We start from the raw sequence: 13076 nt of genomic DNA on the forward strand, positions 1-13076 counted from the left end.
ATCTCCGAGCCTTTCGAGCCCTCCCGCATGATTTTCCACGCGCATCCCGGCGTCATCGACCTTGGCGTCAATATCGACCACGTGGCCACGCTGCGCAATGCGCGCGGCACGGTCTATCCCGATCCGATCCAGGCAGCACTGCAGGCCGAGCAGGCCGGCGCCGACCTGATCACCCTGCACTTGCGCGAAGACCGCCGCCATATCCGCGACGCCGACGTGCATGCGCTGCGGCCGCTGCTGGCCACGCGCATGAACCTGGAGTGCGCGATCACCCAGGAAATGCTCGACATCGCCTGCACGATCCGTCCGCAGGATGTCTGCCTGGTGCCCGAGCGGCGCGAGGAAGTCACCACCGAGGGCGGGTTGGACGTAGCCGGGCGTTTCGAGCAGGTCAAGGCTGCCTGCCGCCAGCTTGCCGATGCGGGCATCCGCGTTTCGCTCTTCATCGATGCGCAGGCTGACCAGATCGAAGCGGCCGCCGCGTGTGGCGCGCCGGTGGTGGAACTGCACACCGGCCGCTATGCCGACGCGCATTCCGCCGGGGAGCAGGCCGCCGAGTTTCGCCGCGTCGCCGAAGGCGTCGACGCGGGCGTGCGGCTCGGGCTGGTGGTCAATGCCGGGCACGGCCTGCACTACACGAATGTGCAGCCGGTCGCGGCACTGCACGGCATCAAGGAGTTGAATATTGGCCACGCCATCGTTGCCCACGCGGTCTTTGTCGGCTGGCAGAATGCTGTGCGCGAGATGAAAGCCATCATGGTGGCGGCGCGCCTGGGCACCACCTATCCCCGTCCGGACGCCGCGGCGTGATCTACGGCCTCGGTACCGACATCATCCAGATCGACCGCGTGCAGGGCGTGATGGAGCGCACGCGCGGACGTTTTGCGGAAAAGGTGCTCGGGCCGCAGGAACTCCAGAAGTACCATGCACGCAAGGCGCGCTCCGAAAAGCGCGGGCTCGCGTTCCTGGCGACGCGCTTTGCCGCCAAGGAGGCCTTCTCCAAGGCCATCGGCCTGGGCATGCGCTGGCCGATGACCTGGCGTGCCATGGAACTGCTGAACCTGCCTTCCGGCGAGCCCTATGCGCATTGCCATGGCGAGCTCGACACCTGGTTGCGGGAACGCGGCCTCGTGGTCCGGGTCAGCGTCAGCGACGAACACGATTATGCGGTCGCCTTTGCGATCGCCGAGCCCGGCGGTGCCGACGTCCGCGCCGGCCTGCCGCTCGCCCCCAAGCCTAGCGAAGATTTCAAATGATCAAGAAGATTTCCGGCAGACGGCCGGGCCCGGTTGTACTCGATGTCAAAGGCAAGCACCTCGATGCGGACGATATCCGCCGCATTTCCCACCCGCTGACCGGTGGCGTGATCCTGTTTGCGCGCAACTTCGAGTCGCGCTCGCAATTGCAGGCGCTGACGCGCGAGATCCGTGGCGTGCGCGATGACGTGCTGATCTGCATCGATCATGAGGGCGGCCGGGTGCAGCGCTGCAGGACCGACGGCTTCACGCACCTCCCCGCAATGGCCCGGCTGGGCGCGCTGTGGGACCGCGACGTGCTGACGGCAACCAAGGCTGCCGTCAGCTGCGGCTACGTGCTGGCAGCAGAGTTGCGGGCTTGCGATATCGACCTGAGCTTCACCCCGGTGCTTGACCTGGACTACGGGCTCAGCGCTGTGATCGGCGACCGCGCCTTCCACGCCGACCCGCGCGTGGTGACGATGCTCGCCAACCACCTGACCCATGGCCTGCTGCTGGCCGGCATGGCCAATTGCGGCAAGCACTTCCCCGGCCACGGCTTTGTTGCCGCCGATTCGCATGTGGCGGTGCCGGTGGACGAGCGCGGTCTCGACGAGATTCTCGCGCAGGATGCGCGTCCTTACGAGTGGATGGGGATGGCGCTGTCCTCTGTGATGCCGGCGCATGTGATCTATCCCAAGGTGGATCCGCATCCTGCCGGTTTTTCGCGCTACTGGCTGCAGGACGTGCTACGCACCCAGCTTGGCTTCGAGGGCGTGATCTTCAGCGACGACCTGAGCATGGAAGGCGCAAGCGTCGCGGGCACGGTGACCGAAGCCGCGCGCGCGGCCCTTGGCGCCGGCTGCGACATGGTGCTGATCTGCAACCATCCTGAGCGTGCGGACCAGTTGCTCGGCGAACTCGATGTACGCATCGGCAAGGATTCGCAACGACGCATCCGCCGCTTGTTCGGACGCCGCAAGCCGCTGGACTGGAACAAGCTGATGCAGGAGCCGGAGTACGCCGCGGCACTGCGCGTGCTCAAGTCGCACGACCTGATCGCCTGATCCGCAAAAGGGGCAAGAGAATAAAAAAAAGGCAGCCTGGGCTGCCCTTTTTCGTTGCCATCCGCGTGGGGATGGCGGCGAACAAGCTGCGCTTAGTTGGCGCGGCTGCGGTATTCGCCGGTACGGGTGTCGATTTCGATCTTGTCGCCGATATTGCAGAACAGCGGCACTTGCAGTTCGAAGCCGGTGTTGATCTTGGCGCCCTTGAGCACCTTGCCCGACGAGGTATCGCCCTTGACGGCGGGTTCCGTGTAGATGATTTCGCGCACCAGCGTGGTGGGCATGTCCACCGAGATGGCCTTGTCGTTGTAGAACACCACTTCGACGTTCATGCCGTCTTCGAGGTAGTTCAGCGAGTCGCCCATGCTGTCCTGCTCGACTTCATACTGGTTGAAGTCGGTATCCATGAACACGTACATCGGGTCGGCGAAGTACGAGTAGGTGCATTCGCGGCGCTCAAGCATCACGACTTCGAACTTGTCGTCGGCCTTGAAGACGGCTTCGCCCGGGGCTTCCGTCAACAGGTTCTTGTACTTCATCTTGACCACGGCGGAGTTGCGGCCCGACTTGTTGTACTCAGCCTTCTGCACGACCATCGGGTCGGTGCCGATCATGAATACGTTGCCGACGCGGAGTTCTTGTGCGGTTTTCATCTGAACTAATTTCCTGAAAAAGAATGTCTCGGAATTYGGTATGGCGAAGGCGCGCTGCCGACGCACGGCGCTAGCGGTGTCCGTGCGCGCGACCCGTGCCCTTTACGCTAAGGCCCCGCGCCGCTCTTACCGTGGCGCATGCCAGGGCCGATCGCTTGCACAGGACGCATCCGTCTTCCGGCCCGGTCGCCATTAAATCAACCCGCTATTTTACCCGATTTTCGCAAAACGCCACCAGATTTGCCGCCAGGTCGCCAAGGTGCAGCAGGCTGCGCTGCCATTGCTCGGCGACACGGGCGAGCAATGGCAGATGCGCGCGCAGTCCGGGCCAGTCGGGTGATTCATCGTCCTTATTCCAGCTGTGCCAGAAGTTCGCAAGTGCAGCGGCCGCCTCCGGTTGGCCACTGCGTTCCATCCGTTGCACGATTAGCGTGAGGAAGGCATCGAGCTTGACCATATGCGCCGCGTCGGATTGCGGGTAGATCTGCCAGACAAAAGGCCGGCCAGCCCATTGCGCGCGCACGAATGAGTCCTCGCCTCGCACGAAGTTAAGGTCGCATAGCCACAGGAGTTCGTCGTAGTGCTCCTGGCGCAGGAAGGGCACGACTTGCACGGTCAGGCGGCCACTCCTGAAAACGGTGCCAGGCGCGCAATCGGCCTCGCCGAACCATTCGCTGGCCTGCCGCGCGGCCAGGCCCGCCGGCACCAGGCACTGGACCGGCTCCGAGCCATCGCGCCATTGGGTCAGCAGTGCGGGCAGGGCGGCATTGCGGTAGGCGAACAGGCTGACCTTCAGGGCGCCTTCGATGGGCTCGAAGCCAAGGCGGTGCCATAGCGAAGCCTGTGCGGCGGGGCTGGCGCGAAAGTGTTCCCGCTGCATGCCCAGCATGGTTTCGCGCAGCACTCCACCCGTGCCGGGCTCGAAGCCCGGGAAGAAGAAGTGCTTGACCAGCGGCAGGCGTGGATGCGGCGAGGCCATGCCGTGGTGTTCTCTCACCCAGGGCTCGGCGCTGAGGTATTCGAGGTTGAGCCATGCCGGCTTAGGCGCGCGCGCGGCCATGGCGGCAAGGAATGGCTCGGGCAGGTCGCATGCGAAGGCTTCGATGACCGCATCGTGCGGCGTGACGCCCGCAAAGCGGGCCGTGCTCTCCTGCGCGCTTTCCTGGTCCGGTCGCCGCCAGGGAAGGATCGTCACGCCGGCAAGCTCCTGCCGGGGCGCGCCTGTATCGAGGCCGGGGGCAAGGTGTGCAAAGCTGGCGAGATCATCCACCCAAAGGCGTACGGCGTGGCCATGCTCCTGTGCCAGTTGGCGCGCCAGCCGCCAGCAGACGCCGATATCGCCGAAATTGTCGATAACGGTACAGAAGATGTCCCAGGAACGGATGGCACGGTCGGGTTGGACAGGCATGGCGGCGTGAGTTGGCAAGGATTTGCTCTAAACTTGCGATTTTAGAGCCTGTTGCGCATGGCCCCGCTGGCCACGTGCGAAACGGGCCCCTCACGGCCAACTCCCTCCCGATGTCGCAGCAGGAACCCGAAACTCACGATCAAGGCGCGCCCGCCGCCGGTCAGCCCGAAGGACTGCCCGCGGCGCCGGGCGAAGCGACGCCCGAACCCGCACCCGAGGCGCTGGCGGAGGCGCCGTTCGATGCCAAGGCGGTGATCGCGCAATTGCCTGGCTTGCCAGGCGTCTATCGCTACTTCGACGCGAACGGCAATGTCCTTTACGTAGGCAAGGCACGCGACCTGAAGAAGCGTGTCGCCAGCTATTTCAACAAGACGCTGTTGTCGCCGCGCATCGCCATGATGGTGGCCAGGATCGTGCGCATCGAGACCACGGTAGTGCGCACCGAGGCCGAGGCGCTACTGCTGGAAAACAACCTCATCAAGGCGCTGGCGCCGCGCTATAACATCCTGTTCCGCGACGACAAGTCGTATCCGTTCGTCAAGCTGACCAGCCATCGCTTCCCGCGCATGGCCTATTACCGCGGCGCCACCGACCGCAAGCACCAATACTTCGGACCATTCCCGAGCGCCCATGCGGTACGGGAGAGCATGCAGATCCTGCAGCGGGTGTTCCAGTTGCGCACCTGCGAGGATACGGTCTTCACCAACCGCACGCGGCCGTGCCTGCTGCACCAGATTCATCGCTGCACCGGCCCATGCGTGGGCGCCATCAGCGAGGCGGATTACGCCCGCGACGTCAGCAACGCGGCGCGCTTCCTGCAGGGGCGGCAGAACGAGGTGCTCGAGGGCTTGCAGGCGAAAATGGAAGAGCATGCAGGGCGCCTGGAATTCGAGCAGGCGGCTGCGGTGCGGGACCAGATCGGTGCATTGTCCACCGTGCTCAAGCGGCAGGCGGTGGAGGAGGTCGGGCAGGCCAGCGACATCGACGTGCTTGCGGTAGCGGTGGAGGGCGGCCGCGCCTGCGTCAACCTGGCGATGATCCGCGGGGGGCGGCACCTGGGTGACAAGGCTTACTTCCCGGCGCACGTCGAGGAAGGCGCGATGATCGTCGAGGATGAGGACGAAGCCGCCGCGGGCGCAGCGGCCGAGGCTGGCGAAGAAAACGCGCCGGCGGCGGCCGGTCCCGCCGGTATTCCGGTCGAGCGCATTGCCGCCGAGGTGTTGTCCGCCTTCATGGCGCAGCACTATCTGGACCAGGCCGTGCCGCCGATCCTGGTGGTCAGTCACCTGCCGCCGGGCAAGGCACTGCTGGAGGCGCTGTCGATGCAGGCCGGGCGCAAGGTCACACTGGTCCGCCAGCCGCAGGGGCAGCGCCGGGCCTGGCTGGAGATGGCCCAGAAAGGTGCGGAACTGGCGCTATCCCGCCGCCTGGCGGAGCAGGGCAGCCAGCAAGCCCGTACGCGCGCGCTGGCGGACACGATCGGCATCGACATGGAGGACCTGGCGCTGCTGCGCGTTGAGTGTTTCGACATCAGCCATACCGCGGGCGAGGCGACGCAGGCTTCTTGCGTGGTCTTCCACCATCACGAGATGCAGAACGCCGAATACCGCCGCTATAACATCCAGGACATCACGCCCGGAGACGACTACGCCGCCATGCGCCAGGTGCTGACGCGGCGCTACCAGAAGCTGGTGGAGCTGATGGAGCAGGCGCAGCAGGGCGTCCCCGAAGGTCGGCAGGGCGACATGCCCGACGCGGCGGGCACGCCTGCCGCGTCGACGCTGATGCCCACTGTGGTCCTGATCGATGGCGGCAAGGGCCAGGTGGAGGTCGCGCGCCAGGTATTCGAAGAACTCGGCCTGGATATCGGCCTGCTGGTGGGCGTGGCCAAGGGCGAAGGCCGCAAGGTCGGACTGGAGACGCTGATATTTGCCGACGGCCGTCCGTCGCTGGAACTGGGGCAGGGGAGCGCGGCCCTGATGCTGGTGGCGCAGATCCGCGACGAGGCGCACCGCTTTGCCATCACCGGCATGCGTGCGCGCCGCGCCAAGGTGCGCACCACCTCGCGGCTGGAGGAGATCGAAGGCGTCGGCGCCCGCCGCAGGCAAAAGCTGCTCACCCGCTTCGGCGGCCTGCGAGGCGTCATTGCGGCTAGCATCGACGAACTGGCCAGCGTCGACGGCATTTCACATGCGCTAGCCGAGGAAATCTATCGGCAGCTGCATTGATTCGGTCAAATCCGAGGGCCGTGTGGCAGGAAATGCTCGGTTCCCGTTGAAATAGGCGACAATCTCAGGGTTGCCCATTGCCGTTGTCTCGTTTCGAGCCCCCATGCCGCTGAATATACCGATCCTGCTGACCTGGCTCCGTGTTGCCATGATTCCCCTCGTGGTGGGTGTCTACTACCTGCCCGAGGCATGGCTGCCAATGCATGCCAAGAACATGACGGCAGCAGGTTTCTTCATCATTGCAGCGGTCACCGACTGGCTGGACGGCTTCCTGGCAAGGCGCTGGAACCAGACATCGTCCTTTGGCGCTTTCCTGGATCCGGTCGCCGACAAGCTGATGGTGGCCGCGGCATTGCTGTCCCTGCTTGCACTGGGCCGGGTCGCCGACCTGATCGCGCTGGTGATCATCGGCCGCGAGATCACCATCTCGGCGCTGCGCGAATGGATGGCGCAGATCGGGGCCTCCAAGAGCGTCGCGGTGAATTTTCTCGGTAAGCTCAAGACCACTTTCCAGATGATCGCGATACCGCTGCTGCTCTTCAACGACAGTCTGCTGGGCATCGTCGACGCCTCGGTGCTGGGTGCGTGGATGATCTATGTGGCGGCTGTGCTGACCCTGTGGTCGATGTTTTATTACATGAAGCTGGCATGGCCGCAGATTCGCGAGCGCAGTGGCCTGAGTGGAGAAGCCACCGCACAAAAATGAAGATCCGGTGAAAAATATGCTTGACGAATGCTGCGGCGGTTTGCAATAATCCTGTTCTCGCTTCTGACGAAACAAACCGAACGAAGCGAAAAGCAGCAAGAACGCAGCGTGATGTGGTCAGTATCGGCGCAGAAGTAGCGTTTTAAGTAAGAAGTCAGCAGGATCCTGCGGGAGTAGCTCAGTTGGTAGAGCGCAACCTTGCCAAGGTTGAGGTCGCGAGTTCGAGCCTCGTCTCCCGCTCCAGGTTTCCGTTGCATCTGGAAATCGCGGTGCATACCGTAGGGTTCCAGATTGGCGCTCAGAGTAGTAAATGCGGGAGTAGCTCAGTTGGTAGAGCGCAACCTTGCCAAGGTTGAGGTCGCGAGTTCGAGCCTCGTCTCCCGCTCCAATCCCAAAGGGAAGCAGCGCTTCCCTTTTTGTTTGCGATAGTGGTGCGCAGGCGCGGCCCGGCAGGGTCAGGCGAATGCGGCTACAATCCCAGCAGCCGTCACCCGGCGGGGTGGCAGAGTGGTCATGCAGCGGCCTGCAAAGCCGTGTACGCCGGTTCGATTCCGACCCCCGCCTCCATACTAAAGCCCTGATTTATCAGGGCTTTTTCTTTTTCGGCCTACCTTTTGGTTTGCTCGAAAACAGTCTGAAATCCCCTCAAAACACCCTGTGCCACCCAAAAAAGGTGGCAATGCCACCCTGAATCGGCTAGGTTTGGGCGTGTACGCGAGATGTTGGTCGTGTACGCGAGTTCACCAAAACCGATCGAAGGGATAGCAAATGGCCATGGTTCGCGCCCGCGGCGCCAAGTTCGAATTGAGGGTGAAGCACCGACTTCTGCCGAAGCCATACACGGCCACATTCGAGACAGAGGCCGAGGCGCGCGAGTATGGCAACCGTCTAGAGTCGATGCTTGCCCAGGGGGTGGTGCCCCGCGAGGCCGTGGCGCTACCAAAGCGGCCCGGGACTGTGACCATCGGACGCTTGATCCGGGAATATCTCGATGCGGTTTCCGTGAGCGCTATGGACCGCGACCTTCTCGATCTGCTGACCATGTGGGTAGGGGCAAAGCGTCTCGATGACGTTCTGCAGTACAAATGGGCCGAAGAGTGGGTGCGCTCCCTGAAGATTGAGCGGAATCTCGCGCCAGGCACCATCCGCAAGCGCGTGGGTTGCCTGGCCCGGATGCTCGACTGGCACCTGAAGCGGGAGGCTGAGCATGGTGGTCAACCGCTGGCAAATCCCTTCCGCTTACTTCCGAAGAACTACTCGACCTACAACGAGCGCGAGCGCCAGTTGTTGCATGGCGACAAGAAGAAGGTGGTGAAAACGGATGTGGAGCGTGATCGACGTCTCCTTGACGGTGAGGAGACCCAGATTCTGGCCGCCATGAGTGGCGTTAAGCGAGAGGGGCGGGAGAGACCACTGCTGATGCCGGAGCGGGAGGCGATGATCGACCTCTTTCAATTGATCCTGAACACTGGGCTTCGGCTGCGGGAGGCGTATCGCTTGCGAGAGAGCCATGTGCGCCTGGACCTGCGCACCATCCACGTAGCTCAGAGCAAGACGGGTGCAGCCCGCGATGTGCCTATCGTTCCCGAGATCTACGACATGCTGGAGCGGCGACGCAAGGCGGCCCGCCTTCAGGGGCCCGCCACGCTCCTGTTTCCGTGGTGGTCTGGGCTGGACGACAGTGACGCGGAACTGAACCAGGTCACGAGCCGGCTAAGCCGCGCCTTTGGCCGGATCTTCAAGTATGCGGGCTGTGAAAACTTGACCGAGCACGACATGCGGCACGAGGCTACCTGCCGATGGGTGCTGATGCGAGATGGTGCCGGCGGGTGGATGTTCCGCGGCGAAGAGGTGATGCGCATCACGGGTCACAAGGACCCGCGAGTGTTCATGCGCTATGTGAGCCTGCGGGGCTCAGACCTTGCCGACCGGCTGTGGCTTAGTCCACAACCCGCACAGTCTGCGTGAGATCCATTGGCGGCTTTCGCCGGCCGCGGCCCTTTTGGGCGGGCTTCGTTGTCGGGATGTCCTCGTACGACTTGGGTGCAACGTTCTGCATTGCGCGTTGAGCGAGATACTCCCTCAGCGCGGAGACCGGGAAGCGCCATGAGCGGCCGTATTTGACGCCAGGTAGCTTGCCTGCAGCTGCCAGATCATTGACGTGCTGAGGCTCGCACCCGAGTGCCTCGGCCACCTGGTCGGCGGTCAGCGCCTCGATAAAGGCGATGGATGCAGTCATTGGCAGCCTCTCTGGGTCATCGCGCGGATTAGGGCAGCGCAGTGAGCCGCATAGTTTTTGTCGCTGACCACGGCATCCGAATCCCATTCGCTGGCCTGCTCGTCGCAAAGGCGCGCGGCCGTCTCGATCACCTCGGCCGCGGTGGCGGCGTCGTCGAAGACCAATGGCATTCCTCCGGCCCGCACGTGGACGGGGCCACTGCTTTTGGCTGCCGTGCCGGTGATCTCGTCGAAGAGGCTTGGACGCAGGGCAGCGTTGATCGCGGCATGCCCGTCGTGGTCGCTGCCGACCACGGCGGCGAGCTCGGCATAGGTGGGCAGGCCGCGGGTGCCGGCGCGGTACTCTTCCAGCATGGTACCTAGTGTTTGCTGTCGGGTTTGGCGGTTCACTTTGCACCTCCACGCAGGTACGCCTTGACCGCGGTTTCGAGGCGGCGCTTGGCATTGTGGGCGCCCCGCTTGGTGTGACCGACGGCCGCAAACTCGTTCTTAGTCGCGGCCATCATTGCATCCCACGCTGGCGAGTCACGCTCGATGCCAAAACCACATTCCCGCTTATGCGTGAGGTATGCCGCGTCGAGCGTGCGCTTAGCCTCGCGGACGTCATTCTCGAAGCCGTGCAGTTCGATTGCTTTGTCGGCGATAAGCAGAAGCGCTGAGATTTGGGCAGGGGTAATCATGCTGTCCTCCGATTCGGGAAGTCGATAACGGTGCCGGCGGCGCGCGGGCGTGCGCGTGGCTCGATGCGGCCGACGACCAGGTCGAGCGCTTCTAGGGCGATGCGCGGATCCTCCGCGTACGCGCCGACCACGCGCTCGCTATGTGTGCCGTCAGCATTCAAGGTGATAGTGATGCGATCGGGCTCCGTGCTGCCGGCTTCGGCCGTCGGCCGGGGCAGGGCGATGATCTTTGCTGTCTTCATGTCAGGCCCCAAGGAAGCGCCAGAAGGCGGCCACCAGGCGGCGCGCGGCTGCGCGGCGGCGGTTGTAATAGCGGGAGGCCACGAAGCCGCCCAAGGCGCTGCGGCGGATGTGCGGACGGATCATGGCTTGGCTCCGGCAAGAACGTTGGAGGCCTCGATGGCGGCCGAGTAGGCGTTGTCTTCCAGTTCGTCCAGTAGAGCGATCAACTCGGTCTGGATGCGATCGTCGAGGGCCTGGAAGTCACCCAGAAACATCAGGTTCGCCATACCAGTGACCCGTGCAACGCGGGCGCGAAGCCGGGCCGCCAGCTGCTCCTGCGCAATGGGTTTGCGCTCTTCTTCGCAGGGCAGAATGTAATTGGCAGTCATCGCGCACCTCCGGACTTCGGCTTGGTTGTGGGGTCGGGGCTGCTGCCTTCGCTCGATTGGGCCAGCAGATAACCCGCCTCTGAGCCAACGAAGACCATCGCGGCTGCATTCCGTGTGAGATTGGCGGCCGAGAACAGAAGACTGCTCACTGTGTCATCGTCGATGCCATGCGCGCCGCAGAGTCCCACGCGCGCGCCGGCGTCTGACAACAGGTCAGCGAAGCTGCGCAGCTCCACCTCGGCCTTCTCGCTCAGTCCGGTGAGCCATTGGAGATCTTCCTGACACAAACGCTTGCCTGAGACCATCCAGAGGTGGGTCAGCGCTTCCGAGCAATCAACCGCTTTGCGAGGCGTGCTCATTGCTTGCCACCCTTCCTTGCGTCGGACCCGAGGGTCATCAGCTCGAGCGCCAGCGGTTCCGTCAGGCTCAGGACGTGCGAGAGAAGGCAGCGAGTTGGTAGCTCGGCTTCATCCGCATCGTCGGGCAAAGCCACATGCAGAGTGGTGAGGATGTTATGGATTGCCCAGGCCTGCTCGGCTAGGTCGATGGTGGGTTTGGGCTCAGCCATGGCAGGCCTCCCCATCCAATTCGAAGAGGCCGGGGTAGGTCTCGCCCAAATCCTTGGCTGCCATTTTCAGCGTGACACCCATGCGTGGAGCGACATGGGGGAGGGGATGGGTCGGCGCTCGGCTGACGGTTTTTGCCTCTATGCTATTCTTCATTACGAGTGTTCCTTCTCAGGGGTTCACTTATTCGTCCGACGCCTCAACGGTTGCCGCCGTTGAGGCGTTTCCTTGTTTTGCTTGCGGCTCGCGTGGCTCACTTGGCGCAAGCATTTGCCGCCTCTTGGAGGCTGATGCCTTCCTCGATCAAGCTGCATAGGACGCTGCCAATAGCAGCAACGTCACGCTCTTCGATACTCTGCATTTCTTTGACCTGAGCCATGAACTGCGTGATGCTGCGTGCGTKGCTGAACCGCGCGGCAGCTTCGTCGCTCAGGCGCTGGAAGCCCGCGTCAGTGTTTATGCAAACCGCTGGGCTTTGGTTGAGGGGAATGGCGGTTTGTGCTGCCATGTGTTTCGCTCCGAAGTGGTGAGGTCGACGCGCTCAGTATAAACAAGAGTTTATTTGTGTCAACTATTGTTTATTTTGTTTGGTGCCGCTCTCAGAGGTCAGCCGGATATCGAACAGCGGAAGCTGTCGCGACTGGGAGGGCAATACGACGCTGCGCGCTTCCAGTCGTCGTAGCTGGGCCAGCGTAAGCGTGCCTGCCAGCACGTGCTGGACGAAGTCGACGCCGAGGGGAACGGAACTCTTCTTCATCTTGGCAAAGCTCGGGCTACCAGTTGCGGCGTTAATGTATGCGTAAGCCCGGGCAGGTGACATGCGGCACATCACCATCAACTCAATCGCTCCGTGATAAAGCGGACGACGATCAGCGACCGTGGAAATCTCCTCGCCGTCGCTAGGCAGGACGGCCTCGCGCGGCCTGAAGTAGGAGTCCTCCAGACGCTCGAAGACCTCCCATGCCTTGTCGGTTTCCAGCATCTTCGCGTGGCGGGCCGCGCCGCGCTCGGTCCAGAGGGTCAGGCTGCGGGTGTTCGCACTGACCGACTTTGGGTCGGTCAGTTGTTTAAGCTCACGCAGTGCGGCGCCTTCGAGCTTAAAAAAGTGCTTGCCATCCTCGAAGCGGTCGAGATTGCGCTCGTAGTTCTTCTGAATGTTGCTGATCTGCGTCCCATACAGCTTGGCCAGCAACTCGGTCGTGATGACCTTCGTCTGCTTCCACACGATGGGCATGAGCGTTTCCGGCGTGACCGCTCGGTCGGACGAGCGCCCGGTCATGCCTGCCCCTTTGCTGCTTTGGCCCTGTATCCGGCTGGGTTTGCCAGGAACGCGTCAATATCGCCGCGGCGCCAGCCAACGGCGCGCGGTCCGAGTTGGACGGGCGGTGGGAAGGTCTTCAGCTTGATGCGCAGGTAGATCGTGCTGCGGCTCAGCCCGGTCTCTTGTTCCACCTGCTTGCGGCGCAGGATGACGAGTGCTGCTTGGATTTGTGCGGCCATGTTTCACCTTTAGTGAATCGCCCCGGAACACACCGGAGTACATGGCCGAATTGAACGACGAGGAGTGACCCTGGGGGCAACACCCAAAGGGTTCAGGGTCGATAGTGAAAGAAACCCTCAGGGTTCCGCAAACCATTGCCTGGCTTGGATCTTAGCCCTAAGGGTTCGCCCGCGAGGGACATCC

At 63.1% G+C, this 13076-nt stretch carries 20 protein-coding genes and 3 tRNA genes; 9 read left to right on the forward strand and 14 right to left on the reverse strand.

Annotated elements, in window-relative coordinates; all coding sequences use genetic code 11:
• Nucleotides 1-27: 27 nt before the first annotated feature.
• Genes pdxJ through nagZ form a run of 3 tightly spaced genes read left to right on the forward strand, consistent with a single transcriptional unit; the run spans nt 28 to nt 2302 of the window.
• Nucleotides 28-810 carry a pyridoxine 5'-phosphate synthase gene (pdxJ, locus tag AC1DT6_RS08195; protein ID WP_441629830.1) on the forward strand — a complete coding sequence of 261 codons (783 nt, stop codon included), beginning with the start codon at nt 28-30 and terminating at the stop codon, nt 808-810.
• Entirely contained in the window at nt 807-1256 is a 450-nt protein-coding gene (gene acpS / locus AC1DT6_RS08200; RefSeq protein ID WP_441629832.1) for a holo-ACP synthase, read from the forward strand. Before pdxJ ends, acpS begins: the two co-directional genes overlap by 4 nt.
• The gene (nagZ, locus tag AC1DT6_RS08205) at nt 1253-2302 is read left to right on the forward strand and encodes a beta-N-acetylhexosaminidase (RefSeq protein WP_441629834.1); all 1050 of its coding nucleotides are present in this window, start codon (nt 1253-1255) and stop codon (nt 2300-2302) included. The genes acpS and nagZ overlap by 4 nt, the downstream gene beginning before the upstream one ends.
• A gap of 92 nt (nt 2303-2394) precedes the next feature.
• On the opposite strand, the gene efp is transcribed toward nagZ, so the two are convergent.
• Both efp and earP read right to left on the reverse strand, forming a co-directional pair.
• On the reverse strand, nt 2395-2955 hold the full coding sequence (gene efp / locus AC1DT6_RS08210; protein ID WP_045235571.1) for an elongation factor P: 561 nt from the start codon (nt 2953-2955) through the stop codon (nt 2395-2397).
• A gap of 205 nt (nt 2956-3160) precedes the next feature.
• Complete coding sequence (earP, locus tag AC1DT6_RS08215; protein WP_441629837.1) at nt 3161-4363, reverse strand: elongation factor P maturation arginine rhamnosyltransferase EarP; 1203 nt, start codon at nt 4361-4363, stop codon at nt 3161-3163.
• 110 nt (nt 4364-4473) lie between these two features.
• On the opposite strand from earP, the gene uvrC reads away from it, so the two are divergent.
• The 6 genes from uvrC to AC1DT6_RS08245 all read left to right on the forward strand — a co-directional run bounded on the left by uvrC (nt 4474) and on the right by AC1DT6_RS08245 (nt 9265).
• Entirely contained in the window at nt 4474-6591 is a 2118-nt protein-coding gene (gene uvrC, locus AC1DT6_RS08220) for an excinuclease ABC subunit UvrC (RefSeq protein WP_441629839.1), read from the forward strand.
• A gap of 103 nt (nt 6592-6694) precedes the next feature.
• Nucleotides 6695-7297, forward strand: coding sequence for a CDP-diacylglycerol--glycerol-3-phosphate 3-phosphatidyltransferase (gene pgsA / locus AC1DT6_RS08225; RefSeq protein WP_441629841.1), 603 nt, complete (start codon nt 6695-6697; stop codon nt 7295-7297).
• A gap of 167 nt (nt 7298-7464) precedes the next feature.
• Nucleotides 7465-7540: transfer RNA gene (locus AC1DT6_RS08230), tRNA-Gly, on the forward strand.
• Between the two features lie 69 nt (nt 7541-7609).
• Nucleotides 7610-7685 (forward strand) — tRNA-Gly (locus tag AC1DT6_RS08235).
• Between the two features lie 105 nt (nt 7686-7790).
• Nucleotides 7791-7864, forward strand: a tRNA-Cys gene (locus tag AC1DT6_RS08240).
• Between the two features lie 207 nt (nt 7865-8071).
• Complete coding sequence (locus tag AC1DT6_RS08245) at nt 8072-9265, forward strand: site-specific integrase (protein WP_477114589.1); 1194 nt, start codon at nt 8072-8074, stop codon at nt 9263-9265.
• Here AC1DT6_RS08245 and AC1DT6_RS08250 read toward each other — a convergent pair.
• The 12 genes from AC1DT6_RS08250 to AC1DT6_RS08305 form a co-directional block, all read right to left on the reverse strand.
• Nucleotides 9237-9536 (reverse strand): helix-turn-helix domain-containing protein, encoded by a 300-nt coding sequence (locus tag AC1DT6_RS08250; protein WP_477114590.1) that lies wholly within the window; start codon nt 9534-9536, stop codon nt 9237-9239. The two genes, AC1DT6_RS08245 and AC1DT6_RS08250, sit on opposite strands and share 29 nt — an antisense overlap.
• Nucleotides 9533-9889, reverse strand: coding sequence for a hypothetical protein (locus tag AC1DT6_RS08255; RefSeq protein WP_477114591.1), 357 nt, complete (start codon nt 9887-9889; stop codon nt 9533-9535). The genes AC1DT6_RS08250 and AC1DT6_RS08255 overlap by 4 nt, the downstream gene beginning before the upstream one ends.
• Nucleotides 9890-9921: 32 nt before the next feature.
• Nucleotides 9922-10215 (reverse strand): hypothetical protein, encoded by a 294-nt coding sequence (locus AC1DT6_RS08260; protein ID WP_477114592.1) that lies wholly within the window; start codon nt 10213-10215, stop codon nt 9922-9924.
• On the reverse strand, nt 10212-10457 hold the full coding sequence (locus AC1DT6_RS08265) for a hypothetical protein (protein ID WP_477114593.1): 246 nt from the start codon (nt 10455-10457) through the stop codon (nt 10212-10214). Before AC1DT6_RS08265 ends, AC1DT6_RS08260 begins: the two co-directional genes overlap by 4 nt.
• A 1-nt stretch (nt 10458) precedes the next feature.
• Nucleotides 10459-10581 (reverse strand): hypothetical protein, encoded by a 123-nt coding sequence (locus AC1DT6_RS08270; protein WP_441629853.1) that lies wholly within the window; start codon nt 10579-10581, stop codon nt 10459-10461.
• A complete protein-coding gene (locus AC1DT6_RS08275) occupies nt 10578-10826 on the reverse strand; it encodes a hypothetical protein (RefSeq protein ID WP_477114594.1) in 249 nt (82 codons plus the stop codon). The genes AC1DT6_RS08270 and AC1DT6_RS08275 overlap by 4 nt, the downstream gene beginning before the upstream one ends.
• Complete coding sequence (locus AC1DT6_RS08280) at nt 10823-11185, reverse strand: hypothetical protein (protein ID WP_441629857.1); 363 nt, start codon at nt 11183-11185, stop codon at nt 10823-10825. The genes AC1DT6_RS08275 and AC1DT6_RS08280 overlap by 4 nt, the downstream gene beginning before the upstream one ends.
• Complete coding sequence (locus AC1DT6_RS08285; protein WP_477114595.1) at nt 11182-11394, reverse strand: hypothetical protein; 213 nt, start codon at nt 11392-11394, stop codon at nt 11182-11184. The genes AC1DT6_RS08280 and AC1DT6_RS08285 overlap by 4 nt, the downstream gene beginning before the upstream one ends.
• On the reverse strand, nt 11387-11548 hold the full coding sequence (locus AC1DT6_RS08290; protein WP_477114596.1) for a hypothetical protein: 162 nt from the start codon (nt 11546-11548) through the stop codon (nt 11387-11389). The genes AC1DT6_RS08285 and AC1DT6_RS08290 overlap by 8 nt, the downstream gene beginning before the upstream one ends.
• Before the next feature lie 97 nt (nt 11549-11645).
• Nucleotides 11646-11900 carry a hypothetical protein gene (locus tag AC1DT6_RS08295; protein ID WP_477114597.1) on the reverse strand — a complete coding sequence of 85 codons (255 nt, stop codon included), beginning with the start codon at nt 11898-11900 and terminating at the stop codon, nt 11646-11648.
• A gap of 63 nt (nt 11901-11963) precedes the next feature.
• Complete coding sequence (locus AC1DT6_RS08300) at nt 11964-12626, reverse strand: ORF6N domain-containing protein (protein ID WP_477114598.1); 663 nt, start codon at nt 12624-12626, stop codon at nt 11964-11966.
• Between the two features lie 41 nt (nt 12627-12667).
• Nucleotides 12668-12892: a helix-turn-helix transcriptional regulator gene (locus tag AC1DT6_RS08305; protein ID WP_477114599.1), complete on the reverse strand. Its 225-nt coding sequence runs from the start codon at nt 12890-12892 to the stop codon at nt 12668-12670.
• Between the last annotated feature and the right edge of the window lie 184 nt (nt 12893-13076).

This window comes from Cupriavidus sp. 01L45 (genome assembly GCF_056399885.1).